Annotated in this window: 18 protein-coding genes; 11 read left to right on the plus strand and 7 right to left on the minus strand. The window is 64.2% G+C overall.

What is annotated here, in order from left to right:
- Nucleotides 1-5 precede the first annotated feature (5 nt).
- On the plus strand, nucleotides 6-212 hold the full coding sequence (locus BLQ85_RS14055) for a hypothetical protein (protein ID WP_074577878.1): 207 nt from the start codon (nucleotides 6-8) through the stop codon (nucleotides 210-212).
- Here BLQ85_RS14055 and BLQ85_RS14060 read toward each other — a convergent pair.
- Entirely contained in the window at nucleotides 197-1,591 is a 1,395-nt protein-coding gene (locus BLQ85_RS14060; protein ID WP_074577879.1) for a CHASE3 domain-containing protein, read from the minus strand. The genes BLQ85_RS14055 and BLQ85_RS14060 overlap by 16 nt on opposite strands.
- 169 nt (nucleotides 1,592-1,760) lie before the next feature.
- Entirely contained in the window at nucleotides 1,761-2,945 is a 1,185-nt protein-coding gene (metK, locus tag BLQ85_RS14065) for a methionine adenosyltransferase (RefSeq protein ID WP_074577880.1), read from the minus strand.
- 176 nt (nucleotides 2,946-3,121) lie between these two features.
- Between metK and BLQ85_RS14070 the strand changes: the two genes are divergently transcribed.
- Entirely contained in the window at nucleotides 3,122-3,985 is an 864-nt protein-coding gene (locus BLQ85_RS14070) for a lysophospholipid acyltransferase family protein (protein WP_074577881.1), read from the plus strand.
- Nucleotides 3,982-4,878 (plus strand): lysophospholipid acyltransferase family protein, encoded by an 897-nt coding sequence (locus tag BLQ85_RS14075; protein WP_175456121.1) that lies wholly within the window; start codon nucleotides 3,982-3,984, stop codon nucleotides 4,876-4,878. The genes BLQ85_RS14070 and BLQ85_RS14075 overlap by 4 nt, the downstream gene beginning before the upstream one ends.
- 19 nt (nucleotides 4,879-4,897) lie before the next feature.
- On the opposite strand, the gene BLQ85_RS14080 is transcribed toward BLQ85_RS14075, so the two are convergent.
- Both BLQ85_RS14080 and yihA read right to left on the minus strand, forming a co-directional pair.
- Nucleotides 4,898-5,809 (minus strand): alpha/beta fold hydrolase, encoded by a 912-nt coding sequence (locus tag BLQ85_RS14080; protein ID WP_074577883.1) that lies wholly within the window; start codon nucleotides 5,807-5,809, stop codon nucleotides 4,898-4,900.
- A gap of 42 nt (nucleotides 5,810-5,851) precedes the next feature.
- Nucleotides 5,852-6,586, minus strand: coding sequence for a ribosome biogenesis GTP-binding protein YihA/YsxC (yihA, locus tag BLQ85_RS14085; protein ID WP_074578210.1), 735 nt, complete (start codon nucleotides 6,584-6,586; stop codon nucleotides 5,852-5,854).
- A 211-nt stretch (nucleotides 6,587-6,797) separates the two neighbouring features.
- Here yihA and BLQ85_RS14090 point away from each other — a divergent pair, with 211 nt between their 5' ends.
- From BLQ85_RS14090 to BLQ85_RS14110, 5 genes are all read left to right on the plus strand, one after another.
- The gene (locus tag BLQ85_RS14090) at nucleotides 6,798-7,472 is read left to right on the plus strand and encodes a c-type cytochrome (protein WP_074577884.1); all 675 of its coding nucleotides are present in this window, start codon (nucleotides 6,798-6,800) and stop codon (nucleotides 7,470-7,472) included.
- 171 nt (nucleotides 7,473-7,643) lie between these two features.
- On the plus strand, nucleotides 7,644-9,842 hold the full coding sequence (locus BLQ85_RS14095) for a cytochrome c biogenesis protein ResB (protein WP_074577885.1): 2,199 nt from the start codon (nucleotides 7,644-7,646) through the stop codon (nucleotides 9,840-9,842).
- Nucleotides 9,839-11,215 (plus strand): c-type cytochrome biogenesis protein CcsB, encoded by a 1,377-nt coding sequence (gene ccsB, locus BLQ85_RS14100; protein ID WP_175456122.1) that lies wholly within the window; start codon nucleotides 9,839-9,841, stop codon nucleotides 11,213-11,215. The genes BLQ85_RS14095 and ccsB overlap by 4 nt, the downstream gene beginning before the upstream one ends.
- Before the next feature lie 97 nt (nucleotides 11,216-11,312).
- On the plus strand, nucleotides 11,313-12,311 hold the full coding sequence (gene msrP, locus BLQ85_RS14105; RefSeq protein ID WP_074577886.1) for a protein-methionine-sulfoxide reductase catalytic subunit MsrP: 999 nt from the start codon (nucleotides 11,313-11,315) through the stop codon (nucleotides 12,309-12,311).
- Nucleotides 12,311-12,970 carry a protein-methionine-sulfoxide reductase heme-binding subunit MsrQ gene (locus BLQ85_RS14110; RefSeq protein WP_074577887.1) on the plus strand — a complete coding sequence of 220 codons (660 nt, stop codon included), beginning with the start codon at nucleotides 12,311-12,313 and terminating at the stop codon, nucleotides 12,968-12,970. Before msrP ends, BLQ85_RS14110 begins: the two co-directional genes overlap by 1 nt.
- Before the next feature lie 34 nt (nucleotides 12,971-13,004).
- Here BLQ85_RS14110 and lysA read toward each other — a convergent pair whose 3' ends face one another.
- Nucleotides 13,005-14,294, minus strand: a complete 1,290-nt coding sequence (gene lysA / locus BLQ85_RS14115; RefSeq protein ID WP_074577888.1) for a diaminopimelate decarboxylase — start codon at nucleotides 14,292-14,294, stop codon at nucleotides 13,005-13,007.
- A 163-nt stretch (nucleotides 14,295-14,457) separates the two neighbouring features.
- Entirely contained in the window at nucleotides 14,458-14,625 is a 168-nt protein-coding gene (locus tag BLQ85_RS14120; RefSeq protein ID WP_254806443.1) for an LPS translocon maturation chaperone LptM, read from the minus strand.
- Nucleotides 14,626-14,697: 72 nt separating this feature from the next.
- On the opposite strand from BLQ85_RS14120, the gene cyaY reads away from it, so the two are divergent.
- Nucleotides 14,698-15,033 carry an iron donor protein CyaY gene (cyaY, locus tag BLQ85_RS14125; RefSeq protein ID WP_074577890.1) on the plus strand — a complete coding sequence of 112 codons (336 nt, stop codon included), beginning with the start codon at nucleotides 14,698-14,700 and terminating at the stop codon, nucleotides 15,031-15,033.
- A 75-nt stretch (nucleotides 15,034-15,108) separates the two neighbouring features.
- Here cyaY and BLQ85_RS14130 read toward each other — a convergent pair whose 3' ends face one another.
- Nucleotides 15,109-17,538, minus strand: coding sequence for a penicillin-binding protein 1A (locus BLQ85_RS14130; RefSeq protein WP_074577891.1), 2,430 nt, complete (start codon nucleotides 17,536-17,538; stop codon nucleotides 15,109-15,111).
- 268 nt (nucleotides 17,539-17,806) lie between these two features.
- On the opposite strand from BLQ85_RS14130, the gene BLQ85_RS14135 reads away from it, so the two are divergent.
- On the plus strand, nucleotides 17,807-18,886 hold the full coding sequence (locus BLQ85_RS14135) for a pilus assembly protein PilM (RefSeq protein WP_074577892.1): 1,080 nt from the start codon (nucleotides 17,807-17,809) through the stop codon (nucleotides 18,884-18,886).
- Complete coding sequence (locus BLQ85_RS14140; protein WP_074577893.1) at nucleotides 18,883-19,527, plus strand: PilN domain-containing protein; 645 nt, start codon at nucleotides 18,883-18,885, stop codon at nucleotides 19,525-19,527. The genes BLQ85_RS14135 and BLQ85_RS14140 overlap by 4 nt, the downstream gene beginning before the upstream one ends.
- Nucleotide 19,528: the final 1 nt, after the last annotated feature.

Consider the following 19,528-nt stretch of genomic DNA (forward strand, 5'->3'; position numbering starts at 1 on the left):
CGGTGATGAAAGCAAAAACCAGCGCCGAGCCGGAAAGCCCTCGGGCCGGCGGCACAAAAACTCCAGCGAGGCGGCCCAAAAAGACCCCCTCAGACGACTTCGGCCGGGAAGGCACCAACAAAACCATCCCCGAACCCAAGGCCGATGGCCAGCCCTCCGAGGAACTGGGCCATACCCTGCATATCGGGAAGACGCCTTACACGCGCGGCTGAGGCGGGCCTTCGTTCGCGCCGCCCGCCACATGCGCCGCCGCGCTCCGCCGCACCACCTGCGGCAGCGTGGCCGAGATGGTTGTGCCCTGGGTGGTGTTGATTTCCAGGTGGCCGCCCGAGGCCTCCACCCGGTGGCGCATGCCCTGCAGGCCGTGGCTGGATGCCTGCACGGCCTGCGGATCGAAGCCCCGGCCGTCGTCGTGCACGGTCACGATGATGTAGTCCTTGTAGCTCAACAGGTTGATTTCCACGTTCTGCGCCTGCGCATAGCGGGCAATATTGGTCAGGGCCTCCTGGGCCAGCCGGTAGACCGTCAGCTGCAAGGTTTCGTCCAGTTCCGCCGGCTCGAGGTTGGTGACGATGCTCAAGCCCGAACGCTGGGCGAACTCGCGCGTCAGGATCTCCAGGGCCGGTAGCAGCCCGAGGTTGGACAGCGAGGAAGGGCGAAGGTCTTCGATGATGCGCCGCTTCAGGGCGATGCCGCTGTTGAGCGTTTCAATCAGATGTTCGATGCGGGCCGGCAAGTCGCCGTTTTCGCCGGACAGCTTGGCCTTGATGCGCGTGATGTCGAGCTTTGCGGCCGTGAGCAGCGCGCCGAGTTCGTCGTGGAGTTCGCGCGCCAGGTGCTCTCTTTCCTGTTCCCGGACCTGCTGCAGGTGGGTGGCCAGCTCGGCCAGCCGGCTGGTGCGCTCCTTGACCTGGACGTTCAGCAGGTCGCGCTCGGCCTGCAATGCCAGTTGCTGGCGCTGTCCGGCCTGGTCCAGGGCGGCGGTCTGGCGCAAATACAGCCAGAAGGCCACAAAGGCGACGGTCGCCACCAGGGTAATGCCTATGCGCGTGAGCAACAGCGAACGCCGGACTTCCGCATAGCCCCTCGCGGTGTCCTGGTTGGTTTCTTCGATGAGCCGGCCGGCGCTGTTGCGTATGGCGTCCATTTGCTCCTTGCCCACTTCCGTGGTCAGGACAAAACGCCAGGCCTCGTCCTTGCCTTCGTTTTTCATGCGGATGGACAGGTCCATTTCCGCCAGCTTGCGCTGCACCGTCCGCCCCAGCAGCGACAGCGTGCCGGCCTGGTCCTGGCGCGCGGCGAGCAGTTCGCGCAACTGGTCCTGCGTCTGGCCTATGTCCGCAATGGCGGCCTTGTAGGGCTCCAGGTACATGGTGTCGCCGGTCAACAGGTAGCCGCGCTGCCCGGTCTCCGCGTCGAGCACGTCGCGCAGCAGCCGCTGGACATGGCTGCGTGTGAGGTGGGCCTGCGCCACTTCGTCCATCGCGTCCATGGATTTGTCATACGACAGCTCGCTGATGCCGATCAGGGTGAGCACGGCGATCAAGGCGCAGGCGACGTTGACGGCCATTTTGTGGGGGGTGCTTCGCATGGGAGCTTTCGTGATGGCGTTCTCGAAATGGTGCCGCCGGCCGGGCGCAACCTGCCCGAAATTCTAGAAACCGGCCCTTCGGCCAGGCATGAAAAAGCCACCCGAAGGTGGCTCTATGTTGCTGGCGTTTGGTCAGCTGCAGCGTAGGACGCCGCCTTGCCCGGCGGCCTTACAGGCCGGCTGCAGCGCGAAGCGCAGCAGCTTTATCAGTACGTTCCCACGTGAATTCCGGTTCGTCGCGGCCGAAGTGGCCGTAGGCTGCCGTCTTTTCGTAGATGGGGCGCAGCAGGTCCAGCATCTGGATGATGCCCTTGGGGCGCAGGTCGAAGTGCTCGTTGACCAGGGCCGAGAGTTTTTCGTCGGAGATCACGCCCGTGCCTTCGGTATAGACCGTGACGTTCATGGGCTTGGCCACGCCGATGGCGTACGCCACCTGAATCTGGCACTGGCGGGCCAGGCCGGCTGCCACGATGTTCTTGGCGACGTAGCGGGCGGCGTAGGCGGCCGAGCGGTCCACCTTGCTGGGGTCCTTGCCGCTGAAGGCGCCGCCGCCGTGCGGGCAGGCGCCGCCGTAGGTGTCGACGATGATCTTGCGGCCGGTCAGGCCGCAGTCGCCCTGCGGGCCGCCGATGACGAAGCGGCCGGTCGGGTTGATCAGGAAACGGGTGTCCTTGGTCAGCATGCCCTTGGGCAGCACCGGCTTGATGATTTCCTCGATGATGGCTTCGTTGAAAGAGGCCTTCATCTTGTGCGGGGTCTCGCTCTGGTCGGGGCTGTGCTGGGTCGACAGCACCACGGTGTCGATGCTGTGCGGCTTGCCGTCCACGTAGCGCATGGTCACCTGGCTTTTTGCGTCGGGGCGCAGGAAAGGCAGACGGCCGTCCTTGCGCAGCTGGGCCTGGCGCTCGACCAGGCGGTGCGCGTAATAAATCGGCGCGGGCATCAGTTCGGGCGTTTCATCGCAGGCGTAACCGAACATCAGGCCCTGGTCGCCGGCGCCTATGTTCAGGTGGTCGTCGGAGGCGTGGTCCACGCCCTGGGCGATGTCGTTGGACTGCTTGTCGTAGCAGACCATGACGGCGCAACCCTTGTAGTCGATGCCGTATTCGGTGTTGTCGTAGCCGATGCGCTTGATGGTGTCGCGCGCGACCTGGATGTAGTCAACGTGGGCGTTGGTGGTGATTTCGCCGGCCAGCACGACCAGGCCGGTGTTGGTCAGGGTCTCGGCGGCGACGCGGCTGCGCGGGTCCTGTTTGAAGATCGCATCGAGAATCGCGTCGGAAATCTGGTCGGCGACCTTGTCGGGATGGCCTTCGGAGACGGATTCGGATGTAAAGAGAAAATCGTTCGCCATTGCGTACACTCCATGAAGTTTGTCGGCGCGTTGCCGGCTGGGGTGCTTCGGCGAACGCTTTAGCAGTTTGGTTTAATGTCGCCCTGCAAGTTGTTCAATAACTCGGCGACAGCCCTCATTATAAGACAGCCCTTTTTCGGCTGGATTGGCCCATCAATACCCCTTTTTTCTGACCAATGCCCTGGTTGTTCCGATTTTTCGCCCTCTGGCCGTTGGCCGCCCTGCATGCGCTGGGCGCGGCGCTGGGTTGGCTGGTCTGGGCGCTGAGCCCGCGCTACCGCGCGCAGTTCCGGGCCCATGTGGCGCAGGCCGGCCTGCCCTTTGAGCTGGCCCGCCCGGCGATTGCCGAGGCCGGGCGCTTTATCGCCGAACTGCCCAAACTGTGGATGCGGCCCGCCACGGAATCCTGCCTGGGCAATGTGCGCGTGGAGGGCCAGGCCCATGCCGAAAGCGCTTTCGCGCAAGGCCGCGGCGTGATTTTTTTCGGCCCGCATTGCGGCAGTTTTGAGCTGGGCCCGCAGGCGCTGGCTGAACTCTACGGCCCCATCACCGCCATTTACCGGCCCGCGCGCAAGGCTTGGCTGGCGCGGCTGGAGCGCCTGGCCCGCGACCGCGCCAACCTCACCGTGGTTCCCGCATCCCTGAGCGGTATCCGCCTGATGCACAAAACCCTCAAGGCCAACCAGGCTGTGGCGCTGCTGACCGACCAGGTGCCGCCCGAGGGGCTGGGCGTCTGGGCGCCGTTCTTCGGCAAACCGGCTTACACCATGACCCTGGCGGCGCGGCTGGCGCTGCAAAGCGGGGCGGTGCTGCTGCCGGTAAGCTGCGAGCGCCTGCCGCATGGCAGCGGCTACTTCCTCAAGATATGGCCGGCGGTCCAAGGGGTCCAACCCGACGACGCCGGCAAGCCGCGTGCCGAACTGCTGCAGGCCGTAACGCAGATCAACCGCGCGATTGAAGCCATTGTGCTGAGCCAGCCCGGCCAGTACCTGTGGGGCTACGCACGCTACAAGACACCACGCAAGGAAGCACCGCTTTGAAGACTGTCCGCCAGATGGCCAGCCGGCTCGTAACCCGCGGCGGCATTCTTTTTATGCAGCTGCTGGCCCTGGTGCCGCTTTCCTGGACGCGCGGCCTGGGCGTGCTGCTCGGCTGGGCGCTGTATGCCGTGGTGGGTGCTCGCCGGCGTGTGGTGGACACCAACCTGGCCCTGTGTTTCCCGGCGCTTTCCACCGAAGAGCGGCGCCGCCTGAATGTGCAGACCTTTGTGTACTTCGCCCAGGCCTGGCTCGACCGCGCCTGGCTGTGGCATGCGCCCAAGGCCTGGGTGCAGCGCCGCGTGCACCTGACGGGCGCTATCGATGAACTCGCAGGCAACGCGCCCACAGTGATTTTCCTGCCGCATTTTGTGGGCCTGGACGCGGCCTGGACCGCGGTGGCGCTGCAGATGCCCAGGCCTTCCACCACGATTTACACCGACCAGTCCAACAAGCTGGTGGACCGCTGGATACTGCGCGGGCGCCGGCGCTTCGGCAACCTGCGCCTGTTCGGCCGCGCGGCCGGCGTCAAACCCATCGTCGCGGCGCTGCGCGAAGGCCAGCCGCTGTATTTGCTGCCGGACATGGATTTCGGTGCCGGCGATTCGGTGTTTGTGCCTTTTTTCGGCGTGCCTACCGCCACCGTGCCCTCGCTCTCGCGCTTTGCCAGGCTGGGCCGCGCCAAGGTATTGCCGCTGCTGCCGCGCATCACCGCCACCGGCTACGAGGTGCAGGTGCTGCCGGCCTGGGACGATTTCCCCAGTGAAGACCCGGTGGCCGACACCGCGCTCATGAACGCGCGGCTGCGCGACTACATCGAAACCATGCCGGCGCAGTATTACTGGGTGCACAAGCGCTTCAAGACCCGGCCCGAGGGTGACCCTTCGATGTATTGAGCTGGCAGGCCCGCGGCCGCTAGCGCAAAAAATCCCGCAGGTAGGCCGCCACCAAGGCCGGTTGCTCGTGGATGATCCAATGGGTCGCCCCCGCGATGCGCTGCAACGCCATCTGCGGCACATAGTCCTGCAACCCGTCCAGCAGGGCCGCCGGCAGGGCGATGTCGTCCATGGCCCAGAGCACCAGGGTGGGAAGATGGATTTCCAGCATCTCGCGTGGAATCGTCACGGCGGCCGCGGCCGGGTCGTTGTGCGGCGGGCCTGGCCGGGGAGGGCGCAGCGGCGAGGCGCGGTAATAGTTGCAGGGGCCGGTCAGTCCCTGGCGCCAGATGCCGCGGTATTGCTCGCGCAGCGCATCGGTGAGCCAGGCGTGCGGGCCGTCGGCCGCGCCCATGTGGGTGAAAAACTCCCACAGGCGGCGAAAGTCGTCCTCGGCCAGCAGCACCTCGGCGTCGGGGCGGATCAGGAAATTCATATAGGCACTGGCGGCCTGCTGCGCCGGTGACTGCTGCAGCTCGCGCAAAAAAGTGCCGGGATGCGGCGAGTTGATGATGGCCAGTTTTTTCATCAGGGCCGGATGGCCGGCCGCGAGGTTCCAGGCTACCGCGCCGCCCCAGTCATGGGCAACCAGGCATTCGAGTTGTCCGCCCTCCAGTGCGATCAGCGCCGCGATGTCCTGCACCAGGTGCTTGGGCCGGTAAGCGGCGGCCTCGGCCGGCGCGCTGGATTGTTCAAAGCCGCGCAGATTGGGTGCGATGCAGCGAAAGCCGCCGTTTTCAGGCCGGGCAAAGTGTTCCAGCAGGCCGTCCCAGACAAAAGCGGCTTCGGGAAAGCCGTGCAAAAACATCAGCACGGGCCGGCCTCGGGCGCCGCTGGCGCGGCAGGACAGGGTGATGCCATGGGGCAGGGCCTGCAAACGGGTTTCAATCATGGCACTACGCTTTCTATCCGGGGCCGAAAGCGCCGGCCGGCCTCAATCGTTGATTTCAGGCAAGTCGTCGGGCGCAGCCTTGGCGGGCTTGCCCGGCTTTTCAGTGTCAGCCGGGTGCGCCCAGTCCCATAAATGCTGGGCGACTTCCTCGACGCCCTGGCGCTTCAGCGAAGAAAAGAGTTTGACGTCTCCGCCGCCGGCCTGCAGTCGCACAATGGACAGCGCCTTGGCCGCCTCGGTCTTGTTGAGCTTGTCCGATTTGGTCAGCAGCACCAGGAATTTCAGGCCTTCCTCGACGCGCGGCCGGATTACGTCCAGCAGGATTTCGTCGAGCTCGGTCAGGCCCAGGCGCGGGTCGCACAGCAGCACCACGGCCTTGAGGTTGTCGCGCGTCTGCAAATAGTTGCCCATCACCTGCTGCCAGCGGTATTTGGCTTCCTTGGGCACGGCCGCATAGCCGTAACCCGGCAGGTCGGCCAGCACCGCGTCCATCACACCCTGCTTGCCCAGGCTGAACAGGTTGATGCTTTGTGTGCGCCCGGGTGTCTTGGAGGCAAAAGCCAGCCTGTGCTGCTGCGTCAAGGTGTTGATACAGGTGGATTTGCCCGCGTTGGAGCGGCCCACGAAGGCGATTTCGGGCACGTCGACGCGCGGCAGGTGCTTGAGTTCGGGTGCGGTGGTGAGGAACTTGGCCGTGTGCAGCCAGCCCATGGCGATCTTGGGGTCGGGGGCGCCGGATGCGGCGGGAGCTGGTTTGGGCGGCGGTGCGGAGGTCATGGTCGGGCGGTCCCTGAAGGTCGTTTGCATGCCGGCGGCATGCGTTGAAAGGGGCCAAAGCCCCTGTGGGCGGGGCTTGGGAGGCCGTCAACCGGCAGGGAGCTCCCGGCGGCTTGCCGCGGCAAGACCCCGAATAATCGGGGGTGCCCTGAAGCCATTGTAAAATCAGAAAGTTATACGTTTTGTGCGCCAACCAATTAAAACCCCCGATATGAAGCTGTTCGTTACTTCCCTCCTGGCCGCTTTGCTGGCCGTGCCCGCCGTATCGTCCTTCGCCGCCGGCGAAGCAGCCGCACCCGCGCACGATGCCGCCCCGGCCGCCGCAGCGGCTCCGGCCAAGGTTGCCAAACCCGACCTGGTCAAGGGCGAGGCCAGCTTCACCGCCGTGTGCGCGAGCTGCCACGGCGCCGATGGCAATTCCGGCACGCCGGCCAACCCCAAGCTGGCGCAGCAGCACCCCGAATACCTGGTCAAGCAGCTGCAGGAGTTCAAATCCGGCAAGCGCAAAAACCCCATCATGCAGGGCTTCGCCTCGGCGCTGTCCGACGATGACATGAAAAACATCGCCTACTGGGCCACCTCGAAAAAAGCCAAGACCGGCTTTGCCAAGGACAAGGAACTGGTCGCCCTCGGTGAGCGCATCTACCGCGGCGGCGTGCAGGACCGCCAGATCGCCGCCTGCGCTGGCTGCCACAGCCCGACCGGCGCCGGCATTCCCTCGCAGTACCCGCGCCTGGGCGGCCAGCATGCCGACTACACCGTGACGCAGCTGACGGCCTTCCGTGACGGCGGCCGCAAGAACAGCATCCCCATGACCCAGGTCGCCGCCAAGCTCAACGACCGCGAAATCCGCGCCCTGGCCGACTACATTGCCGGCTTGCGCTAAGCCGCTGCCCGCCTAGGCGGGCTTTTTTGCCGAAAATACACGCAGGCCGACTGCAGTATTGAACCCAAGCCGCTAAAACCAATCACACCAAGGCGGGTCTTTCTGATGAAGGCCCGCCTTTTTCTTTTTCCCTTGCCGGCTGCCGCCAGCCGATCCGGTTCCACTTAAAGCATGACAGTTTCCACCCAGGGTTTGAAAGTCAATTGGGGCTCCCGCAGTTTGCGGGCGTCGGTGGAACTGCTGTCGTCCATGCGGTTTTCCATTTCGCTGCTGACGGTGATCTGCATTGCGTCCATCATCGGCACGGTGCTCAAGCAGGCGGAGCCGTTGGGCAACTATGTAAATCAGTTCGGCCCGTTCTGGGCACAGGCCTTCAGCCTGCTGAGCCTGAACACGGTCTACAGCGCCTGGTGGTTTTTGCTGATCCTGGCCTTTCTGGTGATTTCCACCTCGCTGTGCATCGCGCGCAACACGCCCAAAATCCTGGCGGACCTGAGCCAGCTCAAGGAGAACGTCCGCGAGCAAAGCCTCAAGGCCTTCGGCCACCGCGCCGAGGCCGCGCTGGCTGAAGCGCCCGAAGCCGCCGCGCGCCGCATCGGCCAGACGCTGGTGCAAAGCGGCTGGAAGGTCAAGCTGCAGCAGCGCCGGACGCCCGAAGGTGGCGGCTGGATGGTGGCCGCCAAGAAAGGCGCGGCCAACAAGCTCGGCTACATCGCGGCGCACAGCGCCATCGTGCTGGTGTGCGTGGGCGGCTTGCTGGACGGCGACATGATCGTGCGCGCGCAGATGTGGCTCAACGGAAAATCCATCTACACCGGTGGCGGCCTGATCGCCGACGTGCCGGCGAAATACCGCCTGAGCGACAGCAACCCGACCTTTCGCGCCAACCTGCTGGTGGCCGAGGGCACGCAGTCCGGCACCGCCATCCTGAACCAGCCCGGCGGCGTGCTGCTGCAGGAGCTGCCGTTTTCCATCGAGCTGAAAAAATTCATCGTCGAGTACTACTCGACCGGCATGCCCAAGCTGTTCGCCAGCGACATCATCATCCACGACAAGGAAACCGGCGAGAAGATTCCGGCGCGCGTGGAGGTCAACCACCCGGCGCGCCACCGGGGCATCGAGATCTACCAGTCGAGCTTTGACGACGGCGGCTCCAGTGTCACGCTCAAGGCCATTCCCATGGCGGCGGCCACCAAGCCGTTTGAAATCCAGGGCACGATAGGCGGCACCAGCAGCCTGAGCAACGGCCAGGGCGAGGGCGCCGAAAAACTGACGCTCGAGTACACCGCGCTGCGCGTCATCAACGTTGAAAACTTCGCCTCGGGCGGCAACATGGGTGGCTCGGGCGCCGACGTGCGCAAGGTTGACCTGCACCAGGCCATCGATTCGCGCCTGGGCGCGGCCAACAAGACGGTCACGCAAAAAGAGCTGCGCAATGTCGGGCCCAGCGTGAGCTACAAGCTGCGCGACGCCGCCGGCCAGGCCCGCGAGTTCCACAACTACATGCTGCCGGTCAAGACCGACCCCGGCGAAAACAGCCCGGCGGTCTACCTGCTGGGCGTGCGCGAGACGCCCTCGGCTCCCTTCCAGTACCTACGCATTCCGGTTGATGCCGAAGGCGGCATGGACACCTTTTTGCGCCTGCGCGCCGCGCTCGCCAACCCGGCCCAGCGCGAGCTGGCCGTCAGGCGTTATGCCAGCCAGGCCATAGGCCGCGAACGGCCTGAACTGGCGCAGCAGCTCGCGGCCTCGGCCTCGCGCGCGCTGGCGCTGTTTGCCGGTAGCGGCCCCGATGCCGTCAACGGCAACGGAAAGACCACGGCGGGCCTGCAGGCGATTTCCGATTTCATGGAAGCCAACGTGCCCGAGGCCGAGCGCAACCGCGCCGGCGAGGTGCTGGTGCGCATCCTCAACGGCGCGCTGTTCGAGCTGGCCCAGATGACGCGCGAGCAGGCCGGGCTCAAGCCCATGGCGCAGGACGAAAAAACCCTGGGCTTTATGTCGCAGATGGTGCTGAGCCTGTCGGACGCCCATTTTTACCCCGCGCCCATGGCTTTTGAGCTCAAGGATTTCACCCAGGTCCAGGCCAGCGTGTTCCAGGTGGCGCGCGCCCCGGGCAAAACCATTGTGTACCTGGGCTGCGCCTTGCTCATCCTGGGCGTGTTCGCCATGCTCTATGTGCGCGAGCGCCGCGTCTGGGTCTGGCTGGCGCCGGGCGACCGGGGCGAGGGTGGCAATGCCGCGGGTTCAATGCCAGAATCATCCTCAAGCAGCCAAGCCACCATGGCCTTGTCCACCAACCGCAAGACCCTGGATGGCGACAAGGAGTTCGAGATGTTGAAAACGAAACTGTTGCAGGCGCCTTTATGAATACCTCCACCATCAATACCACGGCGGTGAACACCACCACGCTGAAGGCCGGCGGCGACAGCACGCTCAGTCTTAACGAAGGCTATTTCGCCCGGCGCAACGTGCTGGACTGGGTATTCGCCGCGCTGGTCGCCGGCGGCTTTCTCTACGCCTTCGCGCGCTACGGCGCGTTCATGGACGTCTACGAAAAAGGCATCCTGCTGGCGGCTATTCCGGCGGCCGTCGCGATGGGCTGGTTCTGGCGGCCGCTGCGGGTGCTCATGGTGGTGGTGAGCGCCTTCGCGCTGCTGGGCATTGCGTCCTACCAGGGCGATCTCGCGCGCGCCGACCAGGTGTTCTGGCTCAAGTACTTCCTCTCCAGCCAGTCGGCCATCCTGTGGATGAGTGTGCTGTTTTTCATGAGCACGATTTTTTACTGGCTGGGCATGTTCGCCAAAGGCCAGAGCGGCACGCTGGAGTCGCTGGGTTCCAAAATCGCCTGGGTGGCCGTCGGCATGGCGCTGATCGGCACGCTGGTGCGCTGGTATGAGAGCTACCTGATCGGTGCCGATGTCGGCCACATTCCCGTGAGCAACCTGTATGAAGTCTTCGTGCTGTTTTGCTGGATGACGGCGGCCTTCTACCTCTACTTTGAATCGCAGTACAACACGCGCGCGCTGGGTGCGTTCGTGATGCTGGTGGTCAGCGCCGCGGTCGGCTTCCTGCTCTGGTACACCGTGGTGCGCGAAGCCCATGAAATCCAGCCGCTGGTGCCCGCCCTCAAAAGCTGGTGGATGAAGCTGCATGTGCCGGCCAACTTTATCGGCTACGGCATGTTCTCGCTGGCCGCCATGGTCTCGCTGTCTTACCTGATCAAGCAGCAGGCCGATGAAAAGCAGTGGTACCGGCTCACGCCACTGTGGCTGCTGGGTGTCGTGCTGTGTTTTGTGCCCATCGTGTTTCGCAGCAAGTCGCCGGCCGAAGTGGGCGGCAGCTACTACTGGGTCGGCTACCTCGCGGTGTCGGGGCTGATCGCCGCCGGCATCCTGCTGGGCCGCAAGCGCATCGCGGCGCGACTGCCCAGCTTTGAGATTCTGGATGACGTGATGTACAAGGCGATTGCCGTCGGCTTTGCCTTCTTCACCATCGCCACGGTGCTGGGTGCCTTGTGGGCCGCCGAGGCCTGGGGCGGCTACTGGAGCTGGGACCCCAAGGAAACCTGGGCGCTGATCGTCTGGCTCAACTACGCGGCCTGGCTGCACATGCGGCTCATGAAGGGCTTGCGCGGCACGGTTGCCGCCTGGTGGGCCCTGGTGGGGCTGGCGGTCACCTCGTTTGCCTTCCTGGGCGTCAATATGTTCCTCTCGGGCCTGCACAGCTACGGAACCTTGTAGCCGGCGAGGAGTCCTTGTAGAAGCCGCTGGCCGAATCCGTGTAAGAACCTGACGCGTATTTAGACTAAGCCATAACGGATTTATCAAGGACGCCCCCATGCTCATCAAAACCCACGCCAGCGGCTTCGACCACCCTGTTCCCAGCGAGATCACGCCGCAGGGCATTTACCACGGCCGCCGCGACCTGATCAAGCTCATGGCCACGGGCGCCGCGGGTGCGGCCATGGCCAGCTGGGCGGGGCGTCAGGCGATGGCGCAGACGGTGCAAAAACCCGGCAAGCTCGCGGCGCTGCCCGGCGGCAAATCGGCGGTGGCCGGCGCGGTGACCCTGGAAAAAATCACCGACTACAAAGACGCCTCCAGCTACAACAATTACTACGAGTTCGGCACCGACAAGGCCGATCCGGCCAGGAATGCCCACACGCTGGTGACCAAACCCTGGTCGGTGGCCGTCGAGGGCCTGGTCAAGCAGCCCAAGACCTTCACGCTGGAAGACCTCGTCAAGCTGGCCCCGCAGGAAGAGCGCATTTACCGCCTGCGCTGCGTGGAGGGCTGGTCCATGGTGATTCCCTGGGTCGGCTATTCATTGTCTGAACTGATCAAGAAGGTCGAGCCCCTGGGCAGCGCCAAATACGTCGAGTTCATCACCCTGGCCGACCCCAAGACCATGCCTTTTGTGGGCTCGCGCGTGCTCGACTGGCCTTATGTGGAAGCCCTGCGCATGGATGAAGCCATGCACCCGCTGGCGCTGCTGGCCTTTGGCATGTACGGTGAAGTGCTGCCCAACCAGAACGGCGCGCCGGTGCGCATGGTGCTTCCCTGGAAGTACGGCTTCAAGAGCGGCAAAAGCATCGTCAAGATTCGCTTCACCGACAAGGAGCCGCGCACGGCCTGGAACAAGGCCGCGGCGCAGGAGTACGGTTTCTATTCGAACGTGAACCCCGACGTGGATCACCCGCGCTGGAGCCAGGCCACCGAACGCCGCATCGGTGAAGACGGCCTGTTCGCCAAGAAGCGCAAAACCCTGATGTTCAACGGCTATGAGGCCCAGGTGGGCCAGCTCTACGCCGGCATGGACCTCAAGAAGAACTTCTGATGGCCACCCTGTTGGCGGCGCGGCAAAAATGGTTGCTGCATCCTGCCGCAAAACCCATCCTCTTCGTCGCCTGCCTGTTGCCCTTTGCCTGGCTGTTCTACGGCGCCTTCAGCAACCAACTGGGTGCCAATCCGGCCGAGGCGCTGATACGCGCCACCGGCGACTGGACGCTGCGGTTTATCTGCATCGTCCTGGCGGTCACGCCGCTTCGGGTCATCAGCGGCACGCCGGCGCTGGCGCGTTTCAGGCGTATGCTGGGGTTGTTCGCGTACTTCTATGTCGTCGTTCACCTGCTGAGCTACAGCTGGTTCGACATGGGCTTTGACTTTGCCGACATTGCCAAGGACATCGCCAAGCGGCCTTTTATCCTGGTGGGTTTTTCGGCCTTTGTGCTGCTGACCCCGCTGGCGGCCACGTCGTTTAATGCCGCGATCAAAGCCATGGGCGCCAAGCGCTGGCAGTGGCTGCACAAGCTGGTTTACCTGATCGCCGGCCTGGGGCTGCTGCATTTCTTCTGGATGCGCGCAGGCAAGAACAATTTCGCCGAGGTGTTTGTCTACGCCGCGATCATCGCCGTGCTCCTGGGCTGGCGCGTGCAGCAGTTCCTCAGGAAAAAGAAGCCGCAGCCCGCCTACGGCGTGCGCGGCAAGCTGTCCTAGCGACAGCCGCCGTAGCTGGCACCGCCGCCGGCCTTCAGCCGGCCACCAGCTGTTCCTGCCGCATCTGGTCTTGCGCGGTTTCGCGGCGGCGGATCAGGTGCGCTTTGTCGCCATCGACCAGCAGTTCGGCGGCACGGCCGCGGGTGTTGTAGTTGCTGGCCATGCTCATGCAGTAGGCGCCGGCCGACATCACGGCCAACGGGTCGCCCGCCGCCACGGCGAGCGCGCGGTCCCGGCCTATCCAGTCGCCGCTTTCGCAGACCGGCCCGACCACGTCGTAAGTCATTTCGGATGCGCCCTGGGTGGCGGCCGTCGATAGCGGGACGATGGCGTGGAAAGCCTGGTACATGGCGGGGCGCGGCAGGTCGTTCATGGCCGCATCGATGATGCAGAAATTCTTGTGCTCACCGGGCTTGACGTAAAGCACTTGCGTCAGGCACACGCCGGCATTGCCGACCAGCGAACGGCCGGGTTCAATCATGAGCTTCTTGCCGCCGTAGCCGCGCGCGTCGAGCCGGGCCAGCAGCTGCTGCCACAGGGCATCGGCCTCGGGCGGGGTGTCGTTGTTGTAGTTGATGCCCAGGCCGCCGCCGAAATCGATGTGTTCCAGCGGGATGCCGGCGGCTTCGATGGAGGCCACCAGGTCCAGCACCCGGTCCATGGCGTCGAGGTAGGGCGTGGCCTCGGTGATCTGCGAGCCGATGTGGCAGTCGATGCCGACGACGCGCAGGCCCTTGAGCGAAGCCGCATGCCGATAGATGCGCAGCGCCTCTTCATGCGCCACGCCAAACTTGTTGTCCTTCAGGCCCGTGGAAATATAGGGGTGGGTCTTGGGGTCCACATTGGGGTTGACGCGTATGCTGACGGGCGCGCGCAGGCCCTGAGCCAGCGCGACTTCAGACAGCACGTCCAGCTCGGCTTCGCTCTCGACGTTGAAGCAGCCTATGCCGGCGCCCAGCGCCTGGCGCATCTCGGCGCGGGTTTTGCCCACGCCCGAAAAAATGATCTTGCCGGCCTCGCCGCCGGCCGCCAGCACGCGGTCCAGCTCGCCACCCGAGACGATGTCGAAGCCGCAGCCGGCGCGGGCGAACACCTGCAGCACGCCCAGCGAGGAGTTGGCCTTCATGGCGTAGCAAATTTGCGCATCGCGGCCGGCAAAGCCGCGCTGGTAGGCGGCCAGTGCCGACAGCATGGCGGCCTTGGAGTAGACGAAGAGCGGTGTGCCGTGCGCGGCGGCGAGCTCGCGCAGGCTGAGGTTTTCAACGAACAGCTCGCCCTCGCGGTAGGCGAAATGCGGATGGCCGGGGAGGGATGGACGGGTCATGGGAGTGAGTGGGCTGTGAGGGTTCGGGGTATCTTAAGGAGGGCGCGGCCTGCGCGCTATGACCGATTCAAGGTGAATTTCAGCCGTCGCCTTGGATTTGAAGGTTCAGGCCGGTGTCTGCCTGAAGCCTGGTGGCGCGGGCAGGCAAATACAGTCAGCTGGCTTAGCGGGCGGCGGAAGCCGGCAAGGCCGGTGCGGTCGGCGCCTCGGGAAGCGTGGTGGCGGGCTGGGCGGGACGGGCTGCGGCCGGAACCTTGGGAGGCACCGGGAGGTACAGCGGGCCTTTTTGGCCGCAACCGGCCAGCAGGGCGGCGCCGGCCACAATGGCCACAAGGCCATGCCGTAAGGCGGGATTGCGGCGACGGCCTAAAATTTGAGCTGAAGAAACCATGACGGGATTGTAATGACGGACCTTGAATACCAGGATCTGGCCGAACGCGCGCTCCAGGCGGTGGAAGCGGGCTGCGACCGGATCAACGATGAAACCAGTGCGGACATCGACAACCAGCGCACCGGCGGCATGGTCACGCTGACCTTTTCCAACCGCAGTCAAATCGTGATCAACCTGCAAAAGCCCTTGCAGGAAATCTGGATGGCGGCCAAGGCCGGCGGGTTTCACTATAAATACAGGGAAGGGCGCTGGGCCGACACCAAGGATTTCAGCGAGTTCTTCGCCAATCTGTCGCGTTATGCCAGTGAGCAGGCTGGCCAGCCGCTGGTGTTCAAGGCACAGGACTGAGGTTCCGGAAATTTCATCGGAAATAAAAAAACGGCCCCGTGAGGGCCGTTTTTTCATGCGTGCCGCGCTGCGCGCTCAGTTCTTGAACAAATCCAGGATGCGCTTTTTCTCGTCCGAAGGCGGCAGGACCTGGATCGCGCCGCCCGCCGGCGCGCTGGCCGCCTGGCCGGGGTTGGCCGCCGCCGGGTCCTGCTGGACGCCCACGGTGCTGACACCCGAGCCCCGGGCGTATTCGCTGTAATACCACTCGTTGCCCACATTAACGACACCTTCGGGCGGCGGGTATTCGGCGACCGGCACTCCCTTGAGGGCGTATTCCATGTAATTGATCCAGATCGGCAGGCTCAGGCCGCCGCCGGTTTCCCGGTCGCCCAGCTTTTTGGGTGTGTCGTAACCCATCCAGACCGCTGCCGCCAGTGTGGGCTGGAAACCCACGAACCAGGTGTCTATGGAGTCATTGGTCGTGCCGGTCTTGCCGTAGAGGTCGGGCCGCTTGAGCGTGGCCTGCGCCCTGGCCGCTGTGCCCGAGCGCGCGACTTCCTGCAGCAGGCTGTCCATGATGAAGGCGTTGCGCGCGTCTATGCCGCGGGCCGACTCGTCCAGCGCGGGAGGCTTGGTCTCCAGCAGCACCTTGCCGCGCTGGTCGGTGATTTTGGTGACCAGGTAGGGGTTGACGCGGTAGCCGCCGTTGGCGAACACGGAGTAGGCGGTCACCATCTGCATGGGCGTGACCGAACCGGCGCCCAGCGCCATGGTCAGATAGGCCGGGTGTTTTTCCGCCTCAAAGCCGAAATGCGTGATCCAGTCCTGGGCGTAGGGCGCGCCTATGGCCTGCAGGATGCGGATGGAAATCATGTTCTTGGATTTCTTCAGGCCGGTCCGCAGACTCATGGGGCCGTCGAAGGTGCCGTCATAGTTTTTCGGCTCCCAGGGTTGGCCGCCGGTCACGCCGGCATCAAAGAACAGGGGGGCATCGTTGACCACGGTGGCCGGGGTGAAGCCTTTTTCCAGCGCGGCCGAGTAGATAAAGGGCTTGAAGCTGGAGCCGGGCTGGCGCCAGGCCTGGGTGACGTGGTTGAACTTGTTTTTCTCGAAATCAAAGCCGCCCACCAGCGCGCGTATGGAGCCGTCGCGCGGGTCCAGCGCCACGAATGCGCCCTCAACCTCGGGCAGCTGGGTGATCTCCCAGGTGTTTTTCGGCGTTTTTGCCACGCGGATCAGGGCGCCGCGGCGTATCTTGATGTTCGGGCCGGCTTTCTCGGCCAGGCCGGACTGCGCGGGTTTGAGCCCGTCGCCGGTGATTTCGACGGTTTCGCTGTTCTGGCGCATGGCCAGGATGCGCTTGGGATTGGCCTCCAGCACCACGGCCGACATTACATCGCCGTTGTCGGGGTTGTCGGTCAGCGCGTCGTCAATCGCATCCTCGGTTTCCTGGGGGTTGACGGGCAGGTCTATGAATTTCTCGGGGCCGCGGTAGATCTGGCGGCGCTCGTAATCCATGATGCCCTTGCGCAGCGCCTTGTAGGCCACGGCCTGATCGGTGGCGCGCAGCGTGGTGTAGACGTTCAGGCCGCGGGTGTAGGTTTCGTCGCCGTACTGGTTGTAGATCAGCTGGCGCACCGTCTCGGCCACGTACTCGGCATGCACCCGGCCGGCGTCGGGCCCGGTCCTGACTTTCAGGGGCTCTTCCTTGGCGGCTTTGGCCTGCTCGGCCGTGATGAAGCCGTTTTCCTCCATGCGCTCGATGATGTAGAGCTGGCGCGCCCGGGCGCGCTTGGGGTTGATGATAGGGTTGTAGGCCGACGGCGCCTTGGGCAGGCCGGCCAGCATGGCCGCCTCGGAAATGGAGATGTTCTTGAGCGGCTTGCCGAAATAGGCCTCCGAGGCCGCGGCAAAACCGTAGGCCCGGTTGCCCAGAAAGATCTGGTTCATATAGATCTCAAGGATCTGGTCCTTGGTCAGCATGTGCTCCAGCTTGAAGGTCAGCAGGATTTCATAGATCTTGCGGGTATAGCTTTTTTCCGCCGAGAGGTAGACGTTACGGGCCACCTGCATGGTGATGGTGGACGCGCCCTGGCTCTTGGCGCGGCCCACGTTGGCGAAGCCGGCGCGGATCACGCCCAGGTAGTCGACGCCGCCATGGGAGAAAAAGCGCGCGTCCTCAATGGCCAGGACGGCGTCCTTCATGACCTGGGGGATGTCCTGGATGGGGGTCAGGCTGCGCCGCTCCTCGCCGAACTCGCCGATCACCACGCCGTCAGCGGAAAAAACGCGCAGCGGCAGCTTGGGCCGGTAGTCCACCAGGTCCGAGATGTCGGGCAGGTTGGGGTAGGCGACCGACAGGGCCACGGCCACGAACAGCAGGACGCTGACGACGCCCGCCAGCAACAGGCCCGTGCTCCATAAAAGGAGCTTGACCAGCCAGCGCGGCAGCCAGGACTTGCCGGAGGAGCTTGACTTGGCCGGGCTGGAGTTTGAATCAGGAGGGGTGGGCGTGGAGGGCATGTAGGCAATCGTAAAGTCGCGTCACTATTATAAAAATCCTGGAAACCGGGGGATATCGGGGTGCTTGCGGAGCGTCACACTTTTACGTTTGCAGACATCGTTTTGGCCCCGCCGACCCGCTTGCACTCAGTTACAAGCGTCGGCTTTTGACAACGTTCTGGATATGCAGAACAGGAAAAATCCTTACTGCACAAAGAGCTTACTGCTACTATTCAAGTGATTTCTTAAGTATGCAGGGCTACATATTAGCCGTCATTTGGGGACTGCCTTGATCTCTCTGGGATCGTTATTCAACCGCCAACAACCCGCTTTGCTGGGTTTGGATATCAGTTCGTCCAGCGTCAAGCTGGTGGAGTTGAGCCGTGACAAGGCCGGTAACCTGGTGCTGGATCGCTGCGCGATCGAGCCCCTGGAGCGCGGCTGGATCACGGACGGCAACGTCGAGAAATTCGACGAAGTCGCCGACGCCGTGCGCCGCTTGGTCAAAAAGAGCGGAACCCGCACCAAAAACGTCGCCATGGCGCTGCCCGCCTCCGCGGTCATCACCAAAAAAATCATCCTCCCCGGAGGCATGACGGACGCGGAACTCGAAACCCAGGTCGAGTCCGAAGCCAACCAATATATTCCCTTCTCCCTGGATGAGGTCAGCCTGGACTTCTGCGTGGTGGGGCCCAGTGCCACCTCCGCCGGCGACGTCGAGGTGCTGATCGCCGCTTCGCGCAAGGAAAAGGTCCAGGACCGGGAAGGGCTGGCGGAAGCCGCCGGCCTCAAGCCCATCGTGGTCGACGTGGAGTCCTACGCCTCGCGCCTGGCAACCGCCCGCCTGATCGAAAACCTGCCTAACAAGGGGGTGGACACCATGGTCGCCCTGTTTGAGGTTGGCGCCTTGACCACCAGCATGCAGGTCATCAAGAACGACGAAGTCCTGTACGAGCGCGACCAGGCCTTCGGCGGTGCCCAGCTGACGCAACTGATCGTGCGCCAGTATGGGTTTTCGCCTGAAGAGGCCGAAAGCAAGAAGCGCAGCGGCGATTTGCCCGAAGACTACGGCTCGGGCGTCCTCAAGCCTTTTGTGGAAAGCATGGCCCAGGAAATCGGCCGTGCCCTGCAGTTCTTCTTTACCAGCACCCCGCACAACAAGGTGGATTACGTCATGCTGGCCGGCGGTTCGTCCGCCCTGCCCGGGTTGACCGATTCCGTCACCCAGCAGACTTCGTTCGCCTGCCTCCTGGCCAACCCCTTTGAGGGCATGGAACTCGGCGAGAGCGTGCGTGAGAAGAAAATGCGCCGCGAGGCATCGTCTTACCTGACCTCCTGCGGTCTGGCTTTGCGGAGGTTCCTGCAGTGATTCTGGTCAATCTGCTCCCGCACCGCGAAGCCGCGCGCAAGCGCAGGCGCGAAACCTTTTTTGCAACCCTTGGCGTCGCTGCCCTGGTCGGCGGCCTGATTTGCGGTGCCGTGTACTCCTGGTACCTGGCCCAGATCGAAAGCCAGCGCAGCAAGAACAACTTCCTGAAAACCGAGATCACGCGTCTGGAAAACCAGATCAAGGAGATTTCCACCCTGCAGGCGGAAATCGCCGCCCTGAGGGCGCGCCAGAACGCGGTGGAAGACCTGCAAGGCAACCGCAACATGCCGGTCTACCTGCTCAGCGAGCTGGTCAAGCAGCTTCCTGACGGCGTGTATATCACCAACATGAAGCAGGACAACCAGACGGTGTTCATCAGCGGCGTGGCCCAGTCCAACGAGCGGGTTTCCGAACTGCTGCGCAACCTGGCCAACAACAGCCCCTGGCTGACCCGGCCGGAGTTGGTCGAAATCACCGCCAGCACGGTGTCGCTGACTCCGCGCGACCAGCGGCGGGTGTCCAATTTCTCCATGCGTGTCGGGCTCAAGCGCGCCAACGCGCCCAAGGCACCTGGTTCCGCGCCGGCCGCCTCGGCGCCTGGCGCAGCGCCGGCGGCCGCGGCGATCCCGGCCAAGGCCTGAA

The sequence above is a fragment of the Polaromonas sp. JS666 genome, assembly GCF_900103405.1.
In the GTDB taxonomy this organism is placed as follows: Bacteria; Pseudomonadota; Gammaproteobacteria; order Burkholderiales; family Burkholderiaceae_C; genus Polaromonas.